General features: G+C 68.2%; 25 protein-coding genes and 1 pseudogene. 11 read left to right on the top strand and 15 right to left on the bottom strand.

Annotated elements, in window-relative coordinates:
• Positions 1-226: 226 nt before the first annotated feature.
• Together ACXJKJ_RS09605 and ACXJKJ_RS09600 are read left to right on the top strand one after the other, a co-directional pair.
• Positions 227-448: a hypothetical protein gene (locus ACXJKJ_RS09605; RefSeq protein WP_457350376.1), complete on the top strand. Its 222-nt coding sequence runs from the start codon at positions 227-229 to the stop codon at positions 446-448.
• Between the two features lie 34 nt (positions 449-482).
• The gene (locus ACXJKJ_RS09600) at positions 483-641 is read left to right on the top strand and encodes a DUF3309 family protein (RefSeq protein ID WP_082532942.1); all 159 of its coding nucleotides are present in this window, start codon (positions 483-485) and stop codon (positions 639-641) included.
• Positions 642-664: 23 nt separating this feature from the next.
• On the opposite strand, the gene ACXJKJ_RS09595 is transcribed toward ACXJKJ_RS09600, so the two are convergent.
• Entirely contained in the window at positions 665-952 is a 288-nt protein-coding gene (locus ACXJKJ_RS09595) for a BON domain-containing protein (RefSeq protein WP_082532943.1), read from the bottom strand.
• A 188-nt stretch (positions 953-1140) separates the two neighbouring features.
• Here ACXJKJ_RS09595 and ACXJKJ_RS09590 point away from each other — a divergent pair, with 188 nt between their 5' ends.
• Both ACXJKJ_RS09590 and ACXJKJ_RS09585 read left to right on the top strand, forming a co-directional pair.
• Positions 1141-1293: a hypothetical protein gene (locus ACXJKJ_RS09590; protein WP_157281998.1), complete on the top strand. Its 153-nt coding sequence runs from the start codon at positions 1141-1143 to the stop codon at positions 1291-1293.
• A complete protein-coding gene (locus tag ACXJKJ_RS09585) occupies positions 1290-1505 on the top strand; it encodes a hypothetical protein (protein WP_457389951.1) in 216 nt (71 codons plus the stop codon). Before ACXJKJ_RS09590 ends, ACXJKJ_RS09585 begins: the two co-directional genes overlap by 4 nt.
• A gap of 35 nt (positions 1506-1540) precedes the next feature.
• Here the strand turns inward: ACXJKJ_RS09585 and ACXJKJ_RS09580 are convergent, their stop codons facing one another.
• Positions 1541-2404: a DUF6920 family protein gene (locus ACXJKJ_RS09580; protein ID WP_457389950.1), complete on the bottom strand. Its 864-nt coding sequence runs from the start codon at positions 2402-2404 to the stop codon at positions 1541-1543.
• Between the two features lie 194 nt (positions 2405-2598).
• Between ACXJKJ_RS09580 and ACXJKJ_RS09575 the strand changes: the two genes are divergently transcribed.
• Entirely contained in the window at positions 2599-3435 is an 837-nt protein-coding gene (locus ACXJKJ_RS09575; protein WP_056202593.1) for a beta/gamma crystallin-related protein, read from the top strand.
• 83 nt (positions 3436-3518) lie between these two features.
• Complete coding sequence (locus ACXJKJ_RS09570; protein ID WP_457389949.1) at positions 3519-3983, top strand: fasciclin domain-containing protein; 465 nt, start codon at positions 3519-3521, stop codon at positions 3981-3983.
• A gap of 73 nt (positions 3984-4056) precedes the next feature.
• Here ACXJKJ_RS09570 and ACXJKJ_RS09565 read toward each other — a convergent pair whose 3' ends face one another.
• The 7 genes and pseudogenes from ACXJKJ_RS09565 to ACXJKJ_RS09535 form a co-directional block, all read right to left on the bottom strand.
• Complete coding sequence (locus ACXJKJ_RS09565) at positions 4057-4821, bottom strand: Crp/Fnr family transcriptional regulator (protein WP_457389948.1); 765 nt, start codon at positions 4819-4821, stop codon at positions 4057-4059.
• Between the two features lie 56 nt (positions 4822-4877).
• Positions 4878-5612, bottom strand: a complete 735-nt coding sequence (locus ACXJKJ_RS09560; protein WP_457389947.1) for a Crp/Fnr family transcriptional regulator — start codon at positions 5610-5612, stop codon at positions 4878-4880.
• A gap of 426 nt (positions 5613-6038) precedes the next feature.
• Positions 6039-6584: pseudogene (locus tag ACXJKJ_RS09555) on the bottom strand (DUF1003 domain-containing protein); the annotation flags it as partial.
• 397 nt (positions 6585-6981) lie between these two features.
• Positions 6982-8004 (bottom strand): IS110 family RNA-guided transposase, encoded by a 1023-nt coding sequence (locus tag ACXJKJ_RS09550; RefSeq protein WP_457390003.1) that lies wholly within the window; start codon positions 8002-8004, stop codon positions 6982-6984.
• An 89-nt stretch (positions 8005-8093) separates the two neighbouring features.
• Positions 8094-9176 (bottom strand): substrate-binding domain-containing protein, encoded by a 1083-nt coding sequence (locus tag ACXJKJ_RS09545; RefSeq protein WP_457389946.1) that lies wholly within the window; start codon positions 9174-9176, stop codon positions 8094-8096.
• Between the two features lie 99 nt (positions 9177-9275).
• Complete coding sequence (locus ACXJKJ_RS09540) at positions 9276-10505, bottom strand: cyanophycinase (RefSeq protein ID WP_457389945.1); 1230 nt, start codon at positions 10503-10505, stop codon at positions 9276-9278.
• Between the two features lie 273 nt (positions 10506-10778).
• Positions 10779-12230 carry a peptide MFS transporter gene (locus ACXJKJ_RS09535; RefSeq protein WP_457350359.1) on the bottom strand — a complete coding sequence of 484 codons (1452 nt, stop codon included), beginning with the start codon at positions 12228-12230 and terminating at the stop codon, positions 10779-10781.
• 105 nt (positions 12231-12335) lie between these two features.
• On the opposite strand from ACXJKJ_RS09535, the gene ACXJKJ_RS09530 reads away from it, so the two are divergent.
• On the top strand, positions 12336-12680 hold the full coding sequence (locus ACXJKJ_RS09530) for a nuclear transport factor 2 family protein (RefSeq protein ID WP_457389944.1): 345 nt from the start codon (positions 12336-12338) through the stop codon (positions 12678-12680).
• A 193-nt stretch (positions 12681-12873) separates the two neighbouring features.
• Here the strand turns inward: ACXJKJ_RS09530 and ACXJKJ_RS09525 are convergent, their stop codons facing one another.
• On the bottom strand, positions 12874-13050 hold the full coding sequence (locus tag ACXJKJ_RS09525) for a ribbon-helix-helix protein, CopG family (protein ID WP_057296700.1): 177 nt from the start codon (positions 13048-13050) through the stop codon (positions 12874-12876).
• Positions 13051-13114: 64 nt separating this feature from the next.
• On the opposite strand from ACXJKJ_RS09525, the gene ACXJKJ_RS09520 reads away from it, so the two are divergent.
• Both ACXJKJ_RS09520 and ACXJKJ_RS09515 read left to right on the top strand, forming a co-directional pair.
• A complete protein-coding gene (locus tag ACXJKJ_RS09520; protein ID WP_457389943.1) occupies positions 13115-13858 on the top strand; it encodes a YoaK family protein in 744 nt (247 codons plus the stop codon).
• 24 nt (positions 13859-13882) lie between these two features.
• The gene (locus tag ACXJKJ_RS09515) at positions 13883-14644 is read left to right on the top strand and encodes a spermine/spermidine synthase domain-containing protein (protein ID WP_457389942.1); all 762 of its coding nucleotides are present in this window, start codon (positions 13883-13885) and stop codon (positions 14642-14644) included.
• A gap of 37 nt (positions 14645-14681) precedes the next feature.
• Here ACXJKJ_RS09515 and cfa read toward each other — a convergent pair whose 3' ends face one another.
• From cfa to ACXJKJ_RS09490, 5 genes are all read right to left on the bottom strand, one after another.
• Positions 14682-15887, bottom strand: coding sequence for a cyclopropane fatty acyl phospholipid synthase (cfa, locus tag ACXJKJ_RS09510; RefSeq protein WP_457389941.1), 1206 nt, complete (start codon positions 15885-15887; stop codon positions 14682-14684).
• 114 nt (positions 15888-16001) lie between these two features.
• A complete protein-coding gene (locus ACXJKJ_RS09505; RefSeq protein WP_457389940.1) occupies positions 16002-16937 on the bottom strand; it encodes a 4-hydroxyproline epimerase in 936 nt (311 codons plus the stop codon).
• A complete protein-coding gene (locus tag ACXJKJ_RS09500; RefSeq protein ID WP_457389939.1) occupies positions 16934-17848 on the bottom strand; it encodes a dihydrodipicolinate synthase family protein in 915 nt (304 codons plus the stop codon). Before ACXJKJ_RS09500 ends, ACXJKJ_RS09505 begins: the two co-directional genes overlap by 4 nt.
• Positions 17849-17887: 39 nt before the next feature.
• On the bottom strand, positions 17888-19606 hold the full coding sequence (locus tag ACXJKJ_RS09495; protein ID WP_457389938.1) for a methyl-accepting chemotaxis protein: 1719 nt from the start codon (positions 19604-19606) through the stop codon (positions 17888-17890).
• Positions 19607-19833: 227 nt separating this feature from the next.
• Positions 19834-21417 carry a methyl-accepting chemotaxis protein gene (locus tag ACXJKJ_RS09490; RefSeq protein WP_457389937.1) on the bottom strand — a complete coding sequence of 528 codons (1584 nt, stop codon included), beginning with the start codon at positions 21415-21417 and terminating at the stop codon, positions 19834-19836.
• Positions 21418-21570: 153 nt separating this feature from the next.
• Between ACXJKJ_RS09490 and ACXJKJ_RS09485 the strand changes: the two genes are divergently transcribed.
• Complete coding sequence (locus tag ACXJKJ_RS09485; protein WP_457389936.1) at positions 21571-22149, top strand: hypothetical protein; 579 nt, start codon at positions 21571-21573, stop codon at positions 22147-22149.
• Positions 22150-22207: 58 nt separating this feature from the next.
• Entirely contained in the window at positions 22208-22702 is a 495-nt protein-coding gene (locus ACXJKJ_RS09480) for a 3'-5' exonuclease (protein ID WP_056202650.1), read from the top strand.

The raw sequence follows: 22702 nt of genomic DNA, 5'->3' as shown, positions 1-22702 counted from the left end.
CATGCCTGAGACCTGCACTGCTCAACCTTGAGCGCCCCCCAACAATGTCCTCGGCGCCAGCGCGTGGTTGTAGGACGTTGAGCCGCTTACATACCGGCGGGCCGGCAATGGGGAGGGTGCGAACTGTCGGTGCACCCCTGGTGCGCTACCGCACCGACACGACCGCATCGCGTGGCTACCTTGCGCTGGAGCACCTTCCGGTGTGGTCTGTCGCAAAGGAATCTTCATGTCTTCACGCTCAACAGCGCTGGCCCTGTGCCTGCCCATGCTGGCGCTGCTGCTGGGCGGTTGCCAGCGCAATGAACCACCGCCCACGGTCATCGTCGCCCCCGGCCCTGCGGGCGAACCGGGGCCGCCCGGGGCCACCGGCGCCACGGGCGAGGCCGGCAAAGCAGGCGCCGCCGCCGTTGTCGTCGTGACACCCGCCGCTTCGGCGGCGTCGGCATGAATCAGGCCGAGCGCCTTCGCTCAAGGAGAACGTCATGAGCATCTCAACCATTCTTTTGATCGTGCTGATCCTGCTGCTGGTCGGCGCCTTTCCGACCTGGCCGCACAGCCGCAGTTGGGGCTATATGCCCTCGGGCGGCATCGGCTTGCTGCTGCTGATCCTCATCGTGCTCTGGCTGATGGGCCGGTTGTAGGCGCGCCTCATGCCTTCCACGCTTCAGGTCGTGTCCCTGAAGGGCGCTTGCGGCACTAACGGTTGCACCGTGATGCAGTTGTTGACGCCGGCAAGACCGGGCAGATGGCGCACGCAATTGACCGCGTCCTGGCGCTGGCAGTGCCAGCGCACTTCACCCGACAAGGTCAGCCAGCCGGCTTCAACGCTGGCCCGGACCGTCCCCGGGGGCAGAGACGGGTTCCACGTCAATGCCGCCTGCGCCATGTAGGCGAGATCGGCATCGCTGGGTGCGGGCATCGCGGGCGAACGGCGCTGTGGCTCTGCTTTCATGGGGGCCTGTGCAGCAAGGGCAGGAGGAGCTTGGACGCGTGCGCTACGACGGGTCTGTGCGGCGGCGCACACAGCGCGGCATGCCACGGGTGCGCTGCCGCACAGTCAAGCGCGCGCGGCCGCCCTAAGGTCTGGGCAGTCCTGGCCAGAAATCMTTCGTCGCCTGGACCTCAATGCCGGAGCACCCCATGAAGCAGTCGATGAAGGCCAAGAACAAGCCCGCGGAACCCGCCGGCCACCCGCCCGTGCTGGATATCAAGCCCGAGCTGCCCAAGCCGTCGGCCCACATGCCCGAGCGCCACAAGCACGCCGGCCGCAAGGGCCAGAAGGGGTCGCGATGAACGCCACCCTCCAAGCCGATCCTTCGGCTCGCGTTCGCATGCGCACCGACGGCCCGCCCGTCCCCATCTACCGCAACGAAGACCCACCAGCTTGCCGCGAGGAAAGCTTCCTGAGCATGGCCAGACGCCGTTCGCCCTGGGTGTTCCTGATCGGCCTGGGCGCAGTGCTGATGGGTGGCCTGCTCGGGCAGGCACTCGTCGCCTTGGCCTAGGGCTCCGACAAGGAAGCCACAAGGACCCGCCCCCATCAAGCGCTGAAGCGGTAGCGCAGCTTGCCCAGGCGTCCGCGCCAATAGGTCTGGCGCCCGCTGAGCAGCAGCCAGGCCACCTCGCCGGCCAGAGGCACGCGCATGCCGTCGCGGGTCGTCCACTCCTTCCAGCGCCCTTCCCAGGGGGCCATTTCAGTCATCCGGCCCACCTTGCGCCCGCGCGCCTCGGCGCGCACCGTGTCCACCAGGCCGGCATCGCCGAACTTGAAGCGCAGCGTCACCGAGACGGTGCCGTCGGCCAGCGTGGCATCGGCTTGGCGCGCGTCCACCGCCGCCCAGCTCACGCCCTGGCTGGGCAGCAGGGCCGTGGGGTACCAGGGCGCCTCGGCCAGGAAACGCATCAGCTCCCCGCGCGCCAGCTCGCCCCCGCCCTGCTGGCGAGCCATGTCGAGCACGCCAAGCAGGGCCGCATGCAGCAGGCCCGCGCCGGCCAGATAGCTGTCCTGCACGCGCACGCTCAGGCCGGAGAACAGCCCGACACGGGCATTCCACAGAAAGCCCGGTCCGCGCGTGGCGACCTGCTGCTCGGCCGTGAAGGGCTGCCAACGGTCGCCGGCGGCCGACAGGTTGAGGAAGCCGCTCTGCGTCAACCTCACGCCGCGCACCAGTGGCTGGCCGGCGGTCAGCGCGATGCGCAGATAGCGCTGCACCGGTGCCGGCAAATGGATGAGTTCCGCGGGGTCGAAATGGGTGACGCCCGCCGGGCCCGGCTCGGCATTGAGCTTGGCGATCAGCGCGCTGGACCGTGAGCGCCAGCGGCGCTGGCGACGCGCTCCCAGAAGCAGCGTGATCGCGAGGGCCAGGGCGGCGAGAAGGACAAAAGCGGCGAGCAGCCAGTCCATGCGGTGTTTGCCGGTTTGTCGGGTGACGGGCCGCAAGGCTCGCCGAGCCTGGGCCAACGGTCTGTGCGCTGCCGAACACTGGAGCGCTCGCGCGTCAGTGCTTCAGCGCCGGCTGGGTCCGCCACCGTACAGACGGGTTGCCCGACACGGCACAGACTTTCCTCACGGGCCTCGCCCCGACACCGGAGAACGCCATGCATACCCCCCAAACACACTCCCTGCGCCGCAACGCCCTTGGCCTGCTGCTGGCCCTTTCGGCCAGCACGCCCGCGCTGGCGCAGATCACCTTTTATGAGCAGGCCAACTTCCAGGGCCGCTCCATGACCAGCAACGGCAGCGTCAGCAATTTCAGGAGCAACAACTTCAACGACAGGGCCTCGTCGGTGGTGGTGCGCAGCCAGCGCTGGGAGGTCTGCGTGGACCAGCGCTACTCGGGCCGTTGCCGCGTGCTGCGACCCGGCCAGTACCCGTCGCTCGAAGCCATGGGGCTGGACGAGCAGATCTCGTCGGTGCGCGCCGTGCAGCGCAATGCCCGCGATGACGAGTTGAGCTATGCGCCCTACCCGAGCGTGCCGGCCGACTACCGCCGCCGCGACCGCGAGCGCCTGTACCAGGCGACCGTGAGCGATGTGCGGGCGATYTACGGCGAGTCCGGCCAGCGGCGCTGCTGGACGGAGCGTGAGCAGGTCGGCGACGGCCGCCGCAGCGACAACAGCGTGCCCGGCACCGTCATCGGCGCGGTCATTGGCGGCATCCTCGGCCATCAGGTCGGCGGCGGCACGGGGCGAGTGCTGGCCACGGCCGGCGGTGCAGTGGCCGGTGGCGTGGTGGGCAACAACATCGGCCGCAACAACAGTGGCGAATCGGTGGTGACCCGCGACGTGCAGCGCTGCGATGACCGGCCGGTTGCGCAGAACCCTGCCTACTGGGACGTGACCTACAACTTCCGCGGCCAGCAGCACCACATGCAGGTTGCCACGCCGCCCGGCGCCACCGTGACGGTCAATGCCAACGGCGAACCGCGCGCCTGAACCACGGGCGGGTGCTCCAGCGCACAGACCCCGGCAATCCTGAGGGGCAGCATTTGCATGCATCCCTCCACCAGAAAGCTCTCATGATTGCCGCCGTCGTCACCAACAACCCGAGCAAGGCCGCCCTGCAGGACAACCTGCTGGCCACGGTCCACAGGACCGGCCACTTCAAGCACCTGATGGCGGCCGTCAAGGCCACCGGTCTGGCCGACATGCTCGACGGCTCGGGGCCTTACACCTTCTTCGCACCCAACGACAAGGCCTTCGACAAGCTCGCCAGGAACGAGCTGGTCGACCTGCTCAAGCCCGAGAGCAAGGCCAGGCTGACGGCCATCCTGCTGCTGCACGTGGTGGCGGGCCATGTGAAGGCCGCTGCGGCGGGCGGCCAGCCCGCCACGCTGAAGTCGCTGCAAGGCGAAGACCTGGCCATCGACATGACCCCGGCCGGCCTGCGCGTGAACAAGGCCCGTGTCGTCGAGCGCGACATCGAAGCCACCAATGGCGTCATCCATGTGATCGACACCGTGCTGATGCCGGCCGCAAGCTGACCCGTCCCGGCTTTGCCGCAGTGCCGCCGGTGCAGTTGCGGGATGCGTGGCCTCATGAGGGAACTCCGCGGCGTCATGGGATGACGTGGCTTGCAGAAAACGCGGCCACCGGCGCATGTTCGTCAGCGTGCGGAGCGCCGTTTCCAGGGGGGAATTTCATGCCGGCGCGGTAGCTCGCCCGGTCCTGCGCATAGCAGCCGCAGGCCGCCGCCTCCAGGCCGGCGCGGTCGCTGACCGTGACCCAGCCCCGGTGGTAGCGGATCAGGCCAGCCTCCTGCAGCGCGCCCGCCGCCACCGTGACGCCGACGCGCCGCACGCCCAGCAGGTGGGCCATGCCTTCCTGCGTGACCGCGAAGCCGTCGCCCTGCGCTCGGTCCTGCCCCATCAGCAGCCAGCGTGCCAGCCGCGCCTGCAGGGCATGGAAGTGCAGGCAGGCCGCGGCCGTCGCTGAAAGCCTCAGCTGCACCAGCAGATAGCGCATCAGCAGCCGGCGCAGCCCCGGGCTGTCGGGCAACTGGCTGCGCAGCGCCGCGGCGGTCAGGCTCCAGGCCTGGCCGTCCTCCTGCACCATCACGCTCACCGGGCTGGTGGCCACGCCCAGCAGCAACTGCACGCCCACCATGCCCTCGCAGCCCACCATGCCCACCTGCAGCGGCGGGTGAGCGTCCATGAGCGTGACCAGCGAAAGGAAACCCTGCAGCGGGAACAGCAGCACGCGGGCAGGCTGGTCCTGGGTGCCGAGCTTCTGCCCGCTGCGCAAGGGCACCTGAATGCTCTGCGCCAGCAGGCGCCGCAACTCGGCGGCGGGCAGGTGATCGAGCAACTGGTTGGCAGTCATGCACCAGTCTGCACATCACTTGTTGATTGCCGCTGTGCGCCAGCACACGCTGCGGGTCAGGGCAAGGGAATTGCCGGCCAGTTCAGCAGCCGGTCGTACTCCTGCTTGACGACGCCATAGCATTCGCAGCTGCGCTGTTCCAGCCCCGGGCGGTCCAGCACGGTGATGTGGCCCCGCGCGTAGTCGATCAGGCCGAGCTTTTGCAGGTTCAGCGCCGCCTCGGTGACGCCTTCACGGCGCACGCCCAGCATGTTGGCGATCAGCTCCTGCGTCATCACCAGCTGCTCGCCGGCGATGCGGTCCAGGCTGAGCAGCAGCCAGCGGCACAGCTGCTGCTCCAGCAGATGGTGGCGGTTGCAGACCGCCGTCTGCGCCATCTGCGTCAGCAGCGCCTGCGTGTAGCGCAGCAGCAGGTGCATGCCCACGCCGTAGCGGTTGAACTCCACCTTGATGGCCGCCGCGCGCAGCCGGAAGGCGCCGCCGGCGCTTTGCACCACTGCACGGCTCGGGGTGGTCTCGCCGCCCATGAAGAGCGATACGCCGACCACGCCTTCGTAGCCCACCACGGCGATTTCGGCCGAGGCGCCGTCCTCCAGCACATAGAGCAGCGACACGATGGCCGTGGTGGGGAAATACACGTGGCTCTGTGGCCGGCCGGACTCGTAGATGACCTGGCCCAGTTTCAGTGGCACGAACTCCAGCTGGTCGGCCCAGCGGTCCCATTCCTCGCCCGGCAGGGCGGCCAGCAGGCGGTTGCTGCGAGGGGCCAGGGCGTCAAGCGGTGCAGACATCAATCCTCCCGCGCTGGCGCGACTTAGAAGCAACAACTCTATCCAGCGCCTGGCCTGCCGTGTGTACGGCATCGCACATAAACATTTTTGGCATGCGGGGCGTCGCCCTTATTGCGGCAGCGCCAGCGGTAGCCGAGGGCCGATGAAGGTGCTCACCTGGGTGCAGGCAAGCAACGGAGGTTCCACGCCGTCGGGCGTGGCTGGACGACGTACATGGGCTGACTCCCGCAAAGACGTCGATCCTGACGGTGCCTGTTGGGCAGGACCGTGCGCTATCGCACAGAGGCGCCGCCGGCCGCCGTGCTACGGCTGGGCAAACCAGGCACGCTTCCCAGGCTCGTTCGCGGGGCCGACGGCGCCGTCATGCTGCAAGGGCATGGCCGCCGGCGTCTGTGCGGTGTCGCACATGGCCGGCAGGCCGGCCGCCAGCGCGGCCAGCAGGCGCATCTGTTCGGCCTGCAGCGCCAGCAGTTCGCTCCATTGCTGCTGGCGCAGCTGATCCAGCTTGTCGTGCAGCAGCATGATTTCGAGTTCGGCCTTGAGGTTGACCTCGTAGTCATGCCCCGCCGTGACGCGGTCCTTCTCGGACTGGCGGTTCTGCGACATCAGGATGATGGGCGCCTGCACCGCCGCCAGCATGGACAGGAAAAGGTTGAGCAGGATGAAGGGATAGGGATCGAAGGTCTGGCCTCGTGCGGCCAGCAACACGACGTTCATGCCCACCCACACCAGCATCACGGCCGCGAACAGGCTGACGAACAGCCAGGAGCCGCCAAACGCGGTGACCGCATCGGCGGCGCGCTGGCCCCGGGTCGGCGGCGTGGTTGCCGCGGCTTCCGGATGCTGCGTGATGGGTTGGCGCAGGCCGATATGCCGAGCCACGCGCTGCGCGCGCACGTCGAGTTCCGCAAACGGCCGGCCCAGCAGGGCGGTGGCCTGCGCGTCGTGGGCATCGTCTGGCGGGAGCGACATGGGGGACGAGGAAGCGGGGGTGACGGCGAGTCTGCCCGCGGCCTGGCCGGCGCACCGTCTGCTGGCGCACACAAGACGGCGCCTGGCCGGGCCGCTGGCGGCCGAATCCCAGGGCGTACATGGACGCCCCCGGTTTGCCAAGCTTCCAGTTCACTGCTGCACGAAGAAAAGATTGCACCCGTACATTCGGACTTTCAATGCGAGACGAGCTCGCTGTCCCTGATGGGTTCTGCTGGTCGGCGCCTCTATCGCTTACGCGCACTCGGAGTGCCTCGTCCGGGGCGGGCTGTGCTGACCACGGTCTGACCTGTCGTGCCATCAACTTGCTGGTTGCCTGAGCAATCGGCGGTGGGATTCTCCTGTTCCTGTCGATGTCGTCGATGTTGTCGATGACTGGCTACGCCGCGGCGTAGCCAGTCTTGAACTCTCGTCCGTGCGCCAGCAGCGCCCAGACGGTTCTCGCGGTCTTGTTCGCCATCGCGACCGCTGCAACGTTCTTGTTTCGGCGCGTCGTGAGCTTGACCAGCCAGCTGTCCGGATCGGCCTTCTGGGTCGCCCTGTAGATGACGGAGCGAGCGCCGTGGATCAGCATCGTGCGGAGATACGCATCACCGCGCTTGCTCATGCCCAGCAGCGTTGGCTTGCCTCCACTGGAGTGCTGTCGCGGGACCACGCCCAGCCAGGCCGCGAACTGGCGGCCGTTGTCGAAGTTCTTCGCGTCGCCGATGCTGGCGACCAGGGCGCTGGCAGTCAGCGGTCCGATGCCGGGCACCTTCTCAAGACGCTGGCTGGCCTCGCTGGCACGGTGCCATGCCTTGATCTGCACTTCGATCTCGTCGACTTGCTCCTGCAGCGCCTTGAGGTGGTCGAGCAGGCGCTGGATGAGCATACGGAAGGTGCCGGGCAGCTCGTTCTCGGCATCTTCGATGAGCGGTGGCACGCGCTGGGCGATGTAGGCGATGCCCTGCGGCACCACCAGGCCGTACTCCCCGAGGAGGCCCCGAATCTGGTTGGCTTGTGCGGTGCGTGCCTTCACGAAGCCCTGGCGGACGCGGTGCAGTGAGAGCACTGACTGCTGCTCGACGTTCTTGATCGGCACGAAGCGCATTGACGGCCGGCTGACGGCCTCGCAGATCGCCTCTGCGTCTGCGGCATCGTTCTTGTTGCTCTTCACGTACGGCTTGACGAACTGGGGCGCCATCAGCCGGACCGTGTGGCCCAGCGCCTGCAGCTTGCGGGCCCAGTGGTGAGCGCTGGCGCAGGCCTCGATGCCGATCAGGCAGCGCGGCAGGTTCGCGAAGAAGGGCGAGACCTGGTCGCGCTTCAGCTGCTTGCGAAGCACAGCCTTGCCGCGCTCGTTGACCCCGTGAACCTGGAACACGTTCTTGGCCAGATCAAGGCCGATCGTCGTAATCTCCATGGTGGACGCTCCTTCCGATCGAGTGGTTGCTGACACTTCCACTGTGGCACTTCGATGCCGTCTACGGGTGGGGGCGTCCATCCCATTGCTTACGGCGCTTTCGCCGCACTCGGTGGGCTGATCGACCATTGCTGGCGGTACTCGGCCCGGTAAGGCAGCAGGTCATCGACCTCCAACTGCCCGAGTTGCCGCAGCAACTCCGTCGTGATGGCGATCGGGCGGGCGACGCGGCCGCTGGGGGGCTGCCTGGCGAAGGCGCGCTTGAGCTCATCGGCCAGTTGCCAGCCCTGCTGGCCAGTGGGCTCGGCGATGGTCGCGAGCTGCTGTGAGCGGCCCGAGCGGATGCGGCTCAGTGCCGTGCGTGAGCCGTCGCCGGCCGCGATGCCAACGACGTCGCGGCGGCCCAGGGCCAGCAGCGGAAAGTGCATGGAGTCCATGTAGACGTCGTTGATCGCCAGCACATGGGTCCAGCGCGTGCCGAACTGCCGATGCAGCCGTTCCAGCGCGGCCGGCATGTCCTTGGAGGCGTTCGAAATCGGCAGGTCTTCCACGGCGAGCAGTTCGCATGAGGCGCAACGCGACAAGGCCTCGCGCATGCGCAGGGTCTTGACGTTGGCGATGTCGAAGCGGCTGTCGTTGAAGATGACGACGCCCGCCCGGGCACCGCCGGGCTGGGCGACCAAGGCCGCGGCCATGTCGGCCACGACCGCGGGGTCGGTACTGACGTTGGCGAACAGATGAGGCGTCGACCCATGGCGCGGGGCCGCGTGCCAGCCCACCAGCACGGGAAGAGGCCGCGAAGTCGGGGCCAGACGGTCGGCGATATCGGCTTCGTCAAAGCCGCCAAGCACGATGCCGTCAGGGCCGGCACGCAAGGCTTCGTCGAACTGACGCCTGATCGTCGCCTTGTCGCCCTTGCCGTTGACGATGCTCAAGGTCCAGCCGAGTTCCTGGCAGGCCTGCTCGAAGCCACGGTAGACGGCGGTGATGCCGCCGTTGCGGAAGTCCTGGGCCAGGAAGACGACCCGCCTCGGGGCCTCGGATGGCGGCGGTTCGGCCTGCGCTGCCGATGCCATGGCCGCGCAGGCAGCGAGCAGGATCAGCACCGGTAGGCGCCGCCACAGCGGCGGCAGGCGGGGCGCCGAACGCGGTTCGGGAGAAGGGGCAGCCATGGGCGCGAGCCTAACTTGCCATGGCCCGATATGCGCGCTTGAGCATCGGACCTCGGGTAAATCACATCGCCCGACGGCGAGCCAGTGCTTGCTCGACCGTCAATTCGCGACCAGCGGCGTGAACAGCGGTACGGCCATGCGCACCGGGATGACGTCCAGGCGAGCCTTCAGCACCGTGTAGTCCTCGCCGCCGAGGGCGCCGCTGAACCAGCCGACGAGCCCAGGCCCCTTGTAGAGGCGGAACTCGAAGCCGAGCTCGGGAGAGAGGTCGCCGGGGCGGGGTTTCGCGCGGTAGGCGAGGCCGCGCACCTCGGGCGCGCGGCCGTCCAGCAACTGGGCCATGGCCGTGACGATGGTGTTGTCGGCCAGGATGTCGAGAAAGTAGTTGTCGTTCTGCAGATAGGGCTTGTAGTCGCTCGCGGCCGGGTCGATCTTGGGCTCGCGCAGCTTGTGCGCGGCGGGTGTCGTGACGCCGGTCTTGAGGTCGTGGCGGTCGCCGCGGTCCAGGTAGCTGATCAGCGCGCCACGCAGGTTGAAGGCCGGCAACCTGGTGTCGGCGCTGGCCTCGGACAGGTCCACCAGCAGTGCACCGCGCGCGCCGACGATCTCGACCTCGCTGCCCTTGACGACGGCCGCCGTGTTTTCCTCCACACCCAGGCCCAGCGTATAGCCGAGTGCCCGCATGGCCGGCAGCATGCGGCCGATGCGGCCGCGCTTGAGGAAGTGCTGGTCGACGAACAGGTCCGGTCCGATGAAGCCCAGGCCGCGGTCGAACTCCCGCCTGTCGCGCCACTGGCCCTTGAGGACCTGCATGTTGTCCGGGGCGTCGCGGAACATCATGCGGCTCATGATGGCCGCGCCGGCGCTCGTGCCGGCCACGACGCCGCCGCCGTCGAACACCTGGCGAATGGCCAGCAGCATGGCCGTTGGCTCCCCGCCGGGCTGCAGTGTGTCGACGATGTGCTCCTGCGCGCCACCGGAGAAGAACACGGCCTTCGAGGCCGCGACCTTGGCGATCAGTGCCGGGTCGTTGAGGTTGGCCTGCAGATCGATGTCCTTCTGGCGCGGCGCAACGGGGATGGCTTCGGCATTGGCGCCGTGGCGGTTCAGCGCCGCGACGATGAGGCCGGCGCTGCGCTCCGGGTTGGCGGCCGCCGTGGCGAACACGGCAATGCGGGCGCCGGCGCCGCCGGACTCATCGACGATGCGCTGCCAGACGGCCTCGTTGTCGTTCTTCAGGGCGCCACCGATGACGATGGCGGTGCCGGCATGGGCCGTGGTGCTCAGCGCGAGCGCAGCGGACAGGAGCAGGGCAACGAGGAATCTCATGCGCCCATCTTGTCAGCGTCGGGGCGACTGAACCAGCGGGTCAGGCCCCGGCGGAAAATCATGCCATCAAGGCAGGTTGCCGCACCCGAAGCGCGTCCGGCAGGCCTGGGCGGCCGCTCATGTCTACGCGACCTTCGCCCTTGAGTGGCGGCCTAGCGGCGCGACGACGGGACGTCATGCCGTTGCCGCGCTGATGCAATGCGCAGCGTCAACTGTTTGGCAACGGCAGCCAGGCCCTGGACAGGCCGCTGCAAGCTGGTGCGCCGCCGCGGCTCAGGCGCCAATCAGGCGCCGCAGCCACGGCCGCAGCGCGAACAGCGCGGCGCCCGTGACCAGGCTGCCGACGGCGAGCTGCGTGAACAGCGTCGCGTAGGCCGCGTTCGTCGTCAGCGGTGAGCCATCCACCGGCTGGGACACCACGCCCGAGAAGTCGCCGGCAAAAAGTGACGCCAGGCCCGTTACCAGCATCCAGCTGCCCATCATGACGCCCTGGTATTGCCGCGGCGCCAGTCGGCCGATCATGGCGTAGCCGATGGGCGAGATCAGCAGCTCGCCCACCGACTGCAGCACATAGCTGAGGAAGAGCCAGGAGAAATCCGAGCGGCCCGAGGCATCGGCAAAGTGGATGCCCACAGGCAGCACGAGAAAGCCCAGGCCCATCAGCACGATGGCGGCCGCGAACTGCATCGGGATGTCCACCGGCCAGCCGCGGGCGCGCCAGCGGGTGAAGAGGGCGGCCAGCAGCGGCCCGCCGATGACGATGGTGACGGTGTTGATGTTCTGCACCCACTGCGGCGCCACGGCCACGCCCCAGACGTTCATCAGCACATTGCCCACCGCATAGAGCTGCAGGCCGTTCGGGGCCATCTGGTAGAGCGACCAGAACACCAGCGAGCCCAGGGTCAGCACCAGATAGGCCTTCATGCGCTGCTTCTCAGCCTGCACCGGATGACGAACCGTGATGACGACAAGGGCGATGGCAACCAGAGCACAGAAGGCCTTCATGCCGATGGCGGTGTCGCCCGGCTGCTTCAGCAGCCAGACCAGCAGCGGCACCAGGCCCACCAGGATGGCGCTGCCAATGGCGAAGCGCCCCCAGAAGGCCACACCACGGCGCTGGGCGAGCGACGTGTTGCGGTCGGCCAGGGTGCGCCAGAAGATCAGCGCCACCACGATGGCCGCGGCATTGCCCAGGGTCGCGAACCAGAACAGCGAGGCGTAGTCCTCACTGAGCTGGAACACGCCCGACACCGTGAAGCCGATGAAGAAGCCGACGTTCATGCCGGCGTAGTTCCACAGGAAGGCGGCCTCACGGCGGTTGTCCTCGGGGGTGAAGCGCTGCGTCAGCATCATGTTCACGCAGGTCACGTTCAGGCCGCTGCCGGTCAGGAACAGGGCCATGCCCCAGTACAGGCCTTCGAGGCTGCCGCCGGCGACGGTGCCGCAGCCCAGCACCTGCAGCAGCATGCCGCCCACGAACAGGTTGCGGTTGCTCAGGAAACGGCCGCCGAGATAGCCACCGAACAGGTGCAACCCATAGTTGAAGGCGCCGAACACGCCGGTGATCAATGCGGCCTGCTCGCTGGTGAACCCGTGGTGGCGCGTGGTGTACAGCGTCAGCGTGAACTGCAGGACTGCGAAGCCCAGCGTCGCGAAGACCTGGATCAGGAAGAGCACGGCAGACCCTTCGGGAATGCGTGCCTGGAACTGTTGGAGTCGGCTCATGGGGCGCGGATTGTCCTGGCGCGAAGCGAGGTTTCGTGTGGGTGTCATCCCGTGCCTCGGCGATCATCCAGCCCTGGACAACCACCGTTTCATGGACAGCTGGCGATGACGGACCGACTCGACCTCGTGCGCGCCTACCTGGCCGCCTATGCAGCGCGCGACCTCGCTGCGATTGAGCCCATGTTCGCCGACGCCATCACGCTGCGCGACTGGAAGATCCGCGTCGTTGGCAAGGCTGCGGCACTGGCCGAGACGCGCAAGAACTTCGAGTCCGTCGCGAGCCTGTCGATCGATGTGCTGGCGGCCTACGACCGACCGGATGGTGCCGCGGCCGAGCTGAAGATCACCGTCAATGGCCGCGACACGATTCACGTCGTCGACGTGTTCGAGTTCGAGCCCTCGAACCGCATCGCGGCCATCCGCGCCTACATCGGCCGCGGCGACGACTGAGAGGGCGAGAGCTTTTCATCCACGCCCGCCTTGCACGCCAAAACACCCTCGCCCGTCGTTGCAAATGCTCGCCATAGCCCGCTATGGCTGTGCTTTGCGCCTAGTTCGAGGGCGTTTTGACGCGCCTTTCGGGCGCGTCTGAAAAACTCTCACCCTCTGAGCCGCACGCACGGCCCCGAGGCGCCAGCGCGGCTCAGCGAGACGCCGCTGCGTCCGGCTTGTAGTCCACGCCATGGGCGGCCAGGTAGTCGCGAATCAGGCGCCTCACCACCTGCGAGGGTGTCTGGTCCTGCTGCGCGCACAGGGTCTCGAAGGCCTTCTTCTTGTCCGGATCAATCAGCACCGTCAGGCGGGCGGTCTTTTGTTCCATGCCGGCTCCTCATGTTCATCAAATGATAATTGCAATCATATTGAATTCAAACTAAATTAGCGCTGTGACCATCAGCTTCCTGCACCGCCTCACCGGCAGGCACCGCACGCGGTCGGCCAATCGGCAGCTCGGCGCGGTGCTGGCCTTCGTGGCCGGGGCGGTCAACGCGGGCGGCTTCCTGGCCGTGCAGCGCTACACCTCGCACATGACGGGCGTGATCTCCGGCGTGGCCGACGATCTCGCCACCGGCGGCGTCGCGCTGGCGTTGACCGGGCTGGCCTCGCTGCTGGCCTTCATCGCGGGGGCGGCCTGCTCGGCCCTGTTGATCAACTGGGCGCGCCGGCGCCACATGCACAGCCGGTACGCGCTCGCCCTGCTGCTGGAGGCTGCGCTGCTGCTGGCTTTCGGCCTGCTGGGGGCCCACCTCGACACGCTGGCCTACCTGCTGGTGCCGACCGCCGTGCTGCTGCTGTGCTTCATCATGGGCCTGCAGAACGCCATCGTGACCAAGATATCCCAGGCCGAGATCCGCACCACCCACATGACGGGCGTGGTGACGGACCTGGGCATCGAGCTGGGCCGGCTGCTGTACTGGAACCGCGCCACGGCGCCCGACTCGGTGCACTTCGTCCGCGCCAATCGCGACAAGCTCTTCATCCACAGCCTGGTGCTGGGCCTGTTCTTCGTCGGCGGCCTCGTTGGCGCGCTGGCCTTCAAGCACTTCGGTTTCTCGGCCACCCTGCCCATCGCGTTGCTGCTGGTGCTGATGGCCTCGCCGCCGCTGATCAACGACCTGCAGCGCGCCTGAGCGCCGCCGCCTTTCCCGCACGCCATGCCCGACACCGCCGACCCACACCAGTTCGTCAAGCCCTTCGTCTACGAGACGCTGGATACCCGGGCCATGCATTTCACGATCTGCGAAATCCAGAGCCGCATGAAGGTGCAGCACCCGCATGCGCTGGACCTGGCCTACACGCGCACGATGATGGCCTTCCTGCTGTTCGTGCCGCGGCCCGAGACGCTGGCCATGATCGGGCTGGGCGGGGGCTCCATGGCCAAGTTCTGCCACCGCGAGCTGCCGGACACGCGCATCGAGGTCGTCGAGATCAACCCCCACGTCATCGCGTTGCGCGAGCAGTTCCAGGTGCCACCGGACGATGCGCGCCTGCGCGTGCGGCGCGGCGACGGGGCCGACTTCGTGCGCCACACCCAGGACCGGCTGGACGTGCTGCTGGTGGATGGCTTCGACCATGAAGGCCAGCCGCCGGCCCTGTGCTCGCAGGCCTTCTACGACGACTGCCGCACGGCGCTGCGCGAAGACGGCCTGCTGGTGGTCAACCTGCACACCGCCCACCCCGAGTTCCAGCGCCATGTGGCCCGCCTGGATCGCGCCTTCGACGGCGCGGTTCTTCTGGTGGGCGACAAGGAATGCAGCAACACCGTGGCCTTCGCTGGCCGGCGAGCGCTGCGGGCGCCAGCGCAGGCCGGCGCGATGCGCAAGCCGCGGCCGCTTGCTCGCCAGGCCTGGGACGAACTCCTGCCCGCGTTTGCCCATGTCGCAGCCACGCTGCAACACCAGCGCGAAGGTGGCTGAGCCCGAGGGCGGGCAACGTCTTGATGCCGCCCTGCAGTCAGGTGTGCGGTGATGGCGGCCTGACGGAGCGGTACACGCCGCGCCGCTCCGGCCGRCTCAGCACCAGCTGCCACAGCTGGCCCTGGCGGGAGCGGAAGAAGCCGGCGCAGCTCAGCAGGTAGTAGCGGAACATGCGCCGGAAGCCTTCGTCGTAGCGGGCGGCCAGGCGCGGCCAGGCCGCCTCGAAACGCTCGGCCCAACTCATCAGCGTGCGGTCGTAGTCGGGGCCGAAGTTGTGCCAGTCCTCGATGATGAAGCGGCCCTCCAGCGCGCCGGCCAGCTCGACGGGCGAGGGCAGCTTGCCGTTGGGGAAGATGTAGCGCTCGATCCAGGGGTCGGTATGCGGCGCGCGCTGGTCAACGCCGATGCTGTGCAGCAGGAAGAGGCCCTCGGGCGCCAGCAGCCGGCGGGCGGTGTCGAAGTAGACGCCGTAGTTCTTCAGCCCCACGTGCTCGAACATGCCGACCGAGACGATCTTGTCGAAGCGACGGTCATCGGCGCATTGGAACGAGCGGTAGTCCTGCAGCAGCAGCGTGACGGGCAGGCCTTCACAACGCTTCTCGGCCAGGGCCAGTTGTTCCTTGCTGACGGTGATGCCGGTGACGCGCACGCCGAAGCGCTCGGCCGCATGGCGCGCCAGGCCGCCCCAGCCGCAGCCGATGTCCAGCAGCGTCTCGCCGGGCTGCAGTTCGAGCTTGCGGCAGATCATCTCCAGCTTGTGCGCCTGAGCCTGCTCCAGATCCTGGGCATGCTCCCAGTAGGCACAGGAATAGATCATGCGCGAGTCCAGCATGGCTTCGAAGACATCGTTGCCGACGTCGTAGTGGTGCTCGCCAACCTGGTGGGCGCGTGCCTCGCTCTGCAGATTGAACAGGCGATGGCGCAGGCTCTCCAGCAGCAGCTTCCAGCGCGCCGAGGCCGGCGCGGTGCGGTCGAGCTGGGCGCGCAGCAGGCGGTCGAACATCATGTCCAGGCGCTCGCAGTCCCAGTCGCCGTCGACATAGGCCTCGCCTGCGCCCAGTGACCATTGCGTCAGGATGCGGCGGTAGGTGCGGGCATCGTTGACGCGCATGTCCCAGGGCCGTGCGCCGTTGATCTGCACATCGGCGCGTGCCAGCAGCTCGCGCAGCACGGTGGGCGGCTGCGGTGCCGAATGCGGCTTGGGGCCCTCGGGGCGGGATAGCGTGGCTTGCTCCGCTGGCATGCGCAACGACTCCTTTCAACGACGCCCTCAGTTTGCCGTCGCTTGCGCCGCGGTGCAGCCCCAAGTTTCAATGACTCACGGCGCGCGGGGATATCGCCAGGGCCTCTGTTGGCGCTACGGCAGGCCCCAGCCGAACGGGTCATCTGGCGCGATCAGCAGCGTGGCCTCAGCGCTGATGTAGGCCTGGCCGCGGATGGTGGGAATGATGCTTGCTCCTTCCTTCTCGAACCAGCCGTCGAAGACGCTGCCGATGACGCTGGCCTGGCGCCACACCTCGCCGGCGCTCAGCTTGCCCGCGGCCGCGAGGCAGGCCAGCTTGGCGCTGGTGCCGGTGCCACAGGGCGAGCGGTCGTACTGGCGGCCGGGGCAGAGCACGAAGCTGCGCGAGTCGGCGAGGGCCGGGTCGACGTCGGCGAAGAGTTCGATGTGGTCGATGACGGCTTGGTCAGTGCCGCGGTGGCCCTGATCCTGCAGGGCCTGGCCCAGCGTAGCGGCGTAGTCGGTCAGTGCCGCGACGTGCGCGGGCGCGATGGCCTGGCCATGGTCGGCGCACAGGAAGAACCAGTTGCCGCCCCAGGCGATGTCGCCCGTCACCGTCTGGCCTGTCGGCAGGTCGACGCTGACGCCGGTGGCCAGCCGGTAGGCCGGTACATTGCGCACGCTCACCTTCCCGTCCTTGTGCAGGGTGGCCCGCACCTGGCCCACCGGCGTCTCGATGATGTGCTCGCCGGTTTCGATGCGGCCCAGATGGGCCAGCGTCGCCATCAGGCCGATGGTGCCGTGGCCGCACATGCCAAGGTAGCCGGCGTTGTTGAAGAAGATGACGCCGGCCGTGTGGGCCGGGTCCTGTGGCGGGCAGAGCAGGGCGCCGACGAGGACCTCGCTGCCACGCGGCTCCAGCAACGTTGCGCGGCGGTAGCGGTCGTGCTCGCGGGCCAGAAGTTCGCGCCGCTCGGCCATGGTGCCAGCGCCGAGATCGGGAAAGCCGTCGATGACGACACGTGTCGGCTCGCCGCCGGTGTGCGAGTCGATGATCTGGATGCGCTTCATGGTTGCGACTGGCAATGAGCCGGCCGTGTCGCCAGTGCCTTCGCGACGAGGGCCTCGATGCGCTCCCGCTCGGCGCCGATGACGGGCAGCCGTGGCCGGCGCATGTGCTCGCTGCCCACGCCCACCAGCAGGTCGATGAGCTTGAGGTTCTGCACCAGCTTGGTCGACACGTCCAGGTGCAGCAGCGGCGTCATCCAGCGGTAGATGGCGCGGGCCTCGTCCCAGCGGCCTTCCTGCATCAGGTTGAACAGGGCCACCGTCTCGCGCGGGAAGGCGCAGCCGACGCCGGCCAGCAGGCCGTCGCAGCCCAGCGCCAGGCCCTCGAAGGCGAGGTCGTCCACGCCCATGAAGAGCTGGTAGCGGTCACCGAGCAGGTTGCGCAGATCGGTGATGCGGGTCACGTCGCCGCTGCTTTCCTTGATGGCGGCGACATGTTCACAGTCGGCCAGTTCGGCGAAGTGTTCGGGCTTGAGGTCGACGCGGTAGGCGACCGGGTTGTTGTAGATCATCAGCGGCCGCTGGGCGGCATGGGCATAGGTGCGCACATTGGCCATCGCCTCGCGCGCATCGGCCACGTAGATGACCGAGGGCATGACCATGTAGCCGGCCACGCCCAGGGCATTGGCGCCTTCGATGAAGCGCAGCGCTTCGCGGGTGCTCGCCTCCGACACCGTGGCCAGCACCGGCACGCGGCCGTTGGCAGCATCCAGCGCGCAGCGGGCGACGGCCAGCTTCTCGTCCAGCGTCAGCGTGCTGGCTTCGCCCAGCGAGCCGCAGCAGACGACGCCATGGATGCCGTTGCGGATCTGGAAATCGATGTGGCGCGCCGTGCCTGCGAAGTCGAGGCGTTCGTCGGCATGGAACTTGGTGGTGACGGCGGGGAAGACGCCGCGCCAGGGGACGTTGTGCATCTCTGGGGCTCCTGGATGGGGAGCCCCATGTTCGCTCAACTAGAACGACGTCCAGTCGTCGCCGTCGGCGGCCACCGCAACGGCGGCTGGAACCGGAGCAGCCCTGGGCGCCACCGCGCGCGCCTTCGCCGGGCGCGCGGGAGCCGGCCTGGCCACGCTGGCCGTCCTCGTCCGGCTGACGGGCGCCGCAGCCGGACGGGCTGCGTTGACGGCGTCCAGCTTGAAGGCCGCCACCGTCTCGGCCAGTTGGCCGGCCTGGATGCGCAGGCTCTCGGCGGCCGCCGCGCTCTCTTCCACCAGGGCGGCGTTCTGCTGCGTGACCTGGTCGAGCTGGTTGACGGCATCGCCGATCTGGCCGATGCCCTTGCCCTGCTCGCTGCTGGCGGCGCTGATCTCGCTGATCAGGTCCGCCACGCGGCGCACCTGGCCAACGACCTCGTCCATGGTGCTGCCGGCCTCGCCCACCAGCTTGTTGCCGGCTTCGACACGTTCGACGCTGGCACCGATCAGCGCCTTGATCTCCCGCGCGGCCTGGGCGCTGCGCTGCGCCAGGGCCCGCACCTCGCCGGCCACGACGGCGAAACCGCGCCCCTGCTCGCCGGCCCGTGCCGCCTCGACGGCCGCGTTCAGCGCCAGGATGTTGGTCTGGAAGGCGATGCCGTCGATGACGCCGATGATGTCGGAAATCTTCTTCGAGCTGGTCGTGATCTCATCCATGGTGGACACCATCTGGCCCATGACCTGGCCGCCGCTCTCGGCCACGCGAGCCGCGCTGCCTGCCAGCTGCGCGGCCTGGTGGGCGGTGTCGGTGTTGTGCTTGACCGTCGCGCTCAGCTCCTCCATGGAGGCGGCGGTCTCCTGCAGGTTGCTGGCCTGCTGYTCGGTGCGCTGGCTCAGGTCGGCGTTGCCCTGGGCAATCTGGCCGCTGGCCGTGGCGACGCTCTCGGCATTGCCGCGCACCGCGCCGACGATGCCCACCAGAGAGTCGTTCATGCGCTGCAGCGCGTTGAGCAACTGGCCGGCCTCGTCCGTGCGGTCGGTGGACAGATGCAGGCGCAAGTCCCCTGCAGCCACCGTCTCGGCGGCGGCCACGGCCTGGCGGATCGGGCCCACCACCGAGCGGGTGATCAGCAGGGCCATGGCCACGCCGAGGGCCAGCGCGGCAGCGGCCGCGACGATGACCGCGATGCCGGCAAAGTCAACGGTCGCGTTCGCCGCGGCGGCCGCGGCGTGCATCAACTCCTTCTGATAGGCGATCAGCGCGTCGAGCTGCTGGAAATACTTGAGCTGCAACTCATGCGTCTCGCTGAGCAGCAGGTTGCGGGCCTTCTCCGTGTCGTCCTTCAGGCCCAGATCGATGACCCTGCGCACCGAGGCCACGAACAGCTGCCTGGCCTGCACGACGCCGCCCAATATTTCGCGCCCCCGCCCCGGCGGCACGCTGGCGTCGAGCTTCTCGAACAGCTCGGCCGTGCGCTTGGCAGCGGCGTCGACATCGCTCAGCTGCTTGCGTTTGCCCTCGGCATCAGACAGCAGCAGCACATTGCGCACGGCCAGTGCGTTGATGTTGACGTTGTCCTTGATCTGTTCGAGCTGCTCGACCTTGACCATCCGGTCTTCGACCATCACCTCGAGCTCGTGGTCGATGCCAAGGAGCGCCGTTCGCGCATAGGCGGCCAGCAACACGGTGAAGGCGATGGAGATGGTGAAAGCCAGGCCGAGACGCTGGCCGATCCGCAGGCGCGTGAGGAGGTTCATGGTGGGTCTCCTTGTGGGTGACGCTCCCTGATCGGCCTGGGCTTCGTGTCGAGCCGTATTCCGTGCCCCGAGTCTGTTCCTTCAGGCCGGCGCCACGCAAGGCGTTTTTAGCGGCGTTACCGCCGCGAAAAGCCAACAACTACCGCCGCCGCCCGTACTGTGGGATGCCCAGCGCCCGGGGGGGCACAGCCGGCGGGCCAACGACGGTGTGCGCGCGGCCGCAGCGCCTAGAACGAGGCAGGCGCCGCCTTGGGCCCAGCCACGGCGTCGAGCTTGAAGGCCGCAACCGTGCCGGCGAGTTGGCTGGCCTGGATGCGCAGGCTCTCGGCCGCGGCGGCGCTCTCCTCGACGAGGGCGGCGTTCTGCTGGGTGACTTCGTCGAGCTGGCTGACCGCCTCGCCGATCTGGCCGATGCCCTTGCTCTGCTCGACGCTGGCCGCGCTGATCTCGCTGATCAGGTCGGCCACGCGCTGCACCTGCCCGACCACTTCGCCCATCGTGCGACCGGCGTCGCCGACCAGGCCGTTGCCCGTCTGGATGCGTTCAACGCTGGCGTTGATCAGGACCTTGATCTCGCGCGCGGCTTCGGCGCTGCGCTGGGCCAGGCTGCGCACTTCGCCGGCCACGACGGCAAAGCCCCGGCCCTGTTCGCCGGCGCGCGCAGCTTCCACGGCTGCGTTCAGGGCCAGGATGTTGGTCTGGAAGGCGATGCCGTCGATGACGCCGGTGATGTCGGCGATCTTCTTGGAGCTGGCCGTGATCTGCTCCATCGTGTTCACCACCTGGCCCACGACCTGGCTGCCGCTCTCGGCCACGCGCGCCGCACTGCTGGCGAGCTGGGCGGCCTGGCGGGAGACGTCGGTGTTGTGGCTGACCGTCGCGGTCAGCTCCTCCATGGACGCGGCCGTCTGTTGCAGATTGCTGGCCTGCTGCTCGGTGCGCTGGCTCAGGTTGGCATTGCCCTGGGCGATCTGGCCGCTGGCCAGGACGACGCTGTCGGCGTTGCCGCGCACCGTGCCGACGATGTCGACCAGCGCGTCGTTCATGCGTTGCAGCGCGGCCAGCAGTTGGCCCGCTTCGTCTCGGCGATCGGTCGTCAGATGCAGCCTCAGATCACCGGCTGCCACGGTCTCGGCAGCGCGCACCGCGTCCTGGATCGGGCCCACCACCGAGCGCGTGATCAACAGCGCCAGCGCCACACCCACGGCGCCTGCCAATGCCGCCGCGATCAGCATGGCTGCCGAGGCAAAGCTCACGGTGCCATCGGCAAGCTGCGCCGACGTGCGCATCAGCTCCTTCTGGTAGTCGATCAGGGCGTCGAGCGCGGCGAAATAGGCCTGCTGCTTGGCCTGCACGTCRCCCAGGAGCAGGTCGCGTGCGGCGTCCTTTTGCTGCTGCACGCCAAGGTCGGTCACGCGCTGCAGCGTCGCGACATAGGGCGCCCGTGCTTCGGCGGTGGCGGCCAGCAGCTTGGTGCCCTGGCTGGAGGTGATCGAGGCCTGCAGCTTCTGAAACAGGTCACCCGTGCTCTTGCGGTTGCCCGCAATCGTGTCCAGTTCCTTCTGGATGGCGGCTGGATCGCTCAGCAGCACGATGTTGCGCACCGTGCGTGCCGTCAGATTGACGTTGTGCTTGACCTGTTCGAGCTGCTCGACCTTGACGACACGGTCCTTGACCATCAGCGCCAGCTCGTCGTTGATCTGCCTCAGCTGGCCACGTGCATACAGCGCCAGCGCAACGCTGAACAAGATGGAGACCGCGAAGCCGAGACCCAGGCGCAGGCCGATGCGAAGGTCCTTGAAGATATTCATGGTTGTTCTCCCTGTGTGGTGGCGGCGCGTGCATCCGCCGCCAGGCTCCATGTTGAATCGAAGTTAGCACGAGGATGTGAAACTATGCGAATCTTTGATGCCGCGCAAGGGACAGTGCACGTGGTGTGCAGTTCGCGGCACTGGAGCAAAGGCATGGAGACGCAAGCCAACCTGGGCGAAAGGGTGCTGGCGCTGGTAGCGCAGCCGCCTGATACCGGATGTACGCCCAGCGCGCGGCCCCGGGATGCGGCGGCGCGTGCCATCGAGGGCGCCGCAGCCAAGGCCGGCCTGGCCGCCGGCACGCTGGCCCTGCCGCYGGGGCCGCTGGGCTGGGCCACCATCGCGCCGGAGATGCTGGCCGTCTGGCAGATCCAGCGCCAACTGGTGGCCGACATTGCCGCTCTCTATGGCCGCAGCGCCGACCTCGGCCCGGCGCAGATGCTGTGGTGCCTGTTCCGCCACACGGCTGCGCAGGCCCTGCGCGACCTGACGGTGCGCGTCGGCGAGCGCGTCATCGTGCGCCCGGCCGCGCAGGTGCTGCTGCAACGCGTGGCCGAGGCCATCGGCGTGCACCTGGGCAAGAAGGCCGCCAGCCGGATGCTGTCGCGCTGGGTGCCGCTGATCGGCGCGGCGGGGGTCGGCGCCTATGCGTATTGGGACACGCGCCAGGTCGGGCGGGCAGCGCTGCAGCTGTTCGAGAACGAACAGGTGATCGAGAACGAGGCGGGCTAGCCATCTCGGCGACAACCCTGTGTAACTTCTGTGTCGGGCCTGACAAACTGACGTCCGTATGCAGCTTCCCACCATCCTGGACATCGAAGCCTCGGGCTTCGGCCGCGGCAGCTATCCGATCGAGGTCGGATTCGTCGCGGTGGACGGCGGGCTGTTCTGTGGCCTGGTCACGCCCGAACCCGATTGGCTGCATTGGGACCCCAGCGCCGAAGCCCTGCACGGCATCAGCCGCGAACTGCTTCAGCGCCACGGCAGACCGGTTCGCTGGATGGCTGAGCAGCTCAATGAGCGGCTGGCCGGCCAGACCGTCTATTGCGATGGCTGGGGACAGGACTACCCCTGGCTGGCGCGTCTCTACGACGCGGCCGGCATGCGGCAGAACTTTCGCCTGGATGACCTGCGCCGGCTGCTCGACGAGCAGGAGGCCCAGCGCTGGCGCGGCGTCACCGAAATCGTGCGTCAGCGACAGCGCCTGACCCGCCACCGGGCCAGCAGCGATGCGCGCGTGCTGCAGCTGGCCCTGGACGAGATCAAGAACGGCGTGGCTGTCTAG

It is taken from the genome of Roseateles sp. P5_E1, assembly GCF_054049335.1.
This window is presented reverse-complemented; position numbering and strand designations above follow the sequence as displayed.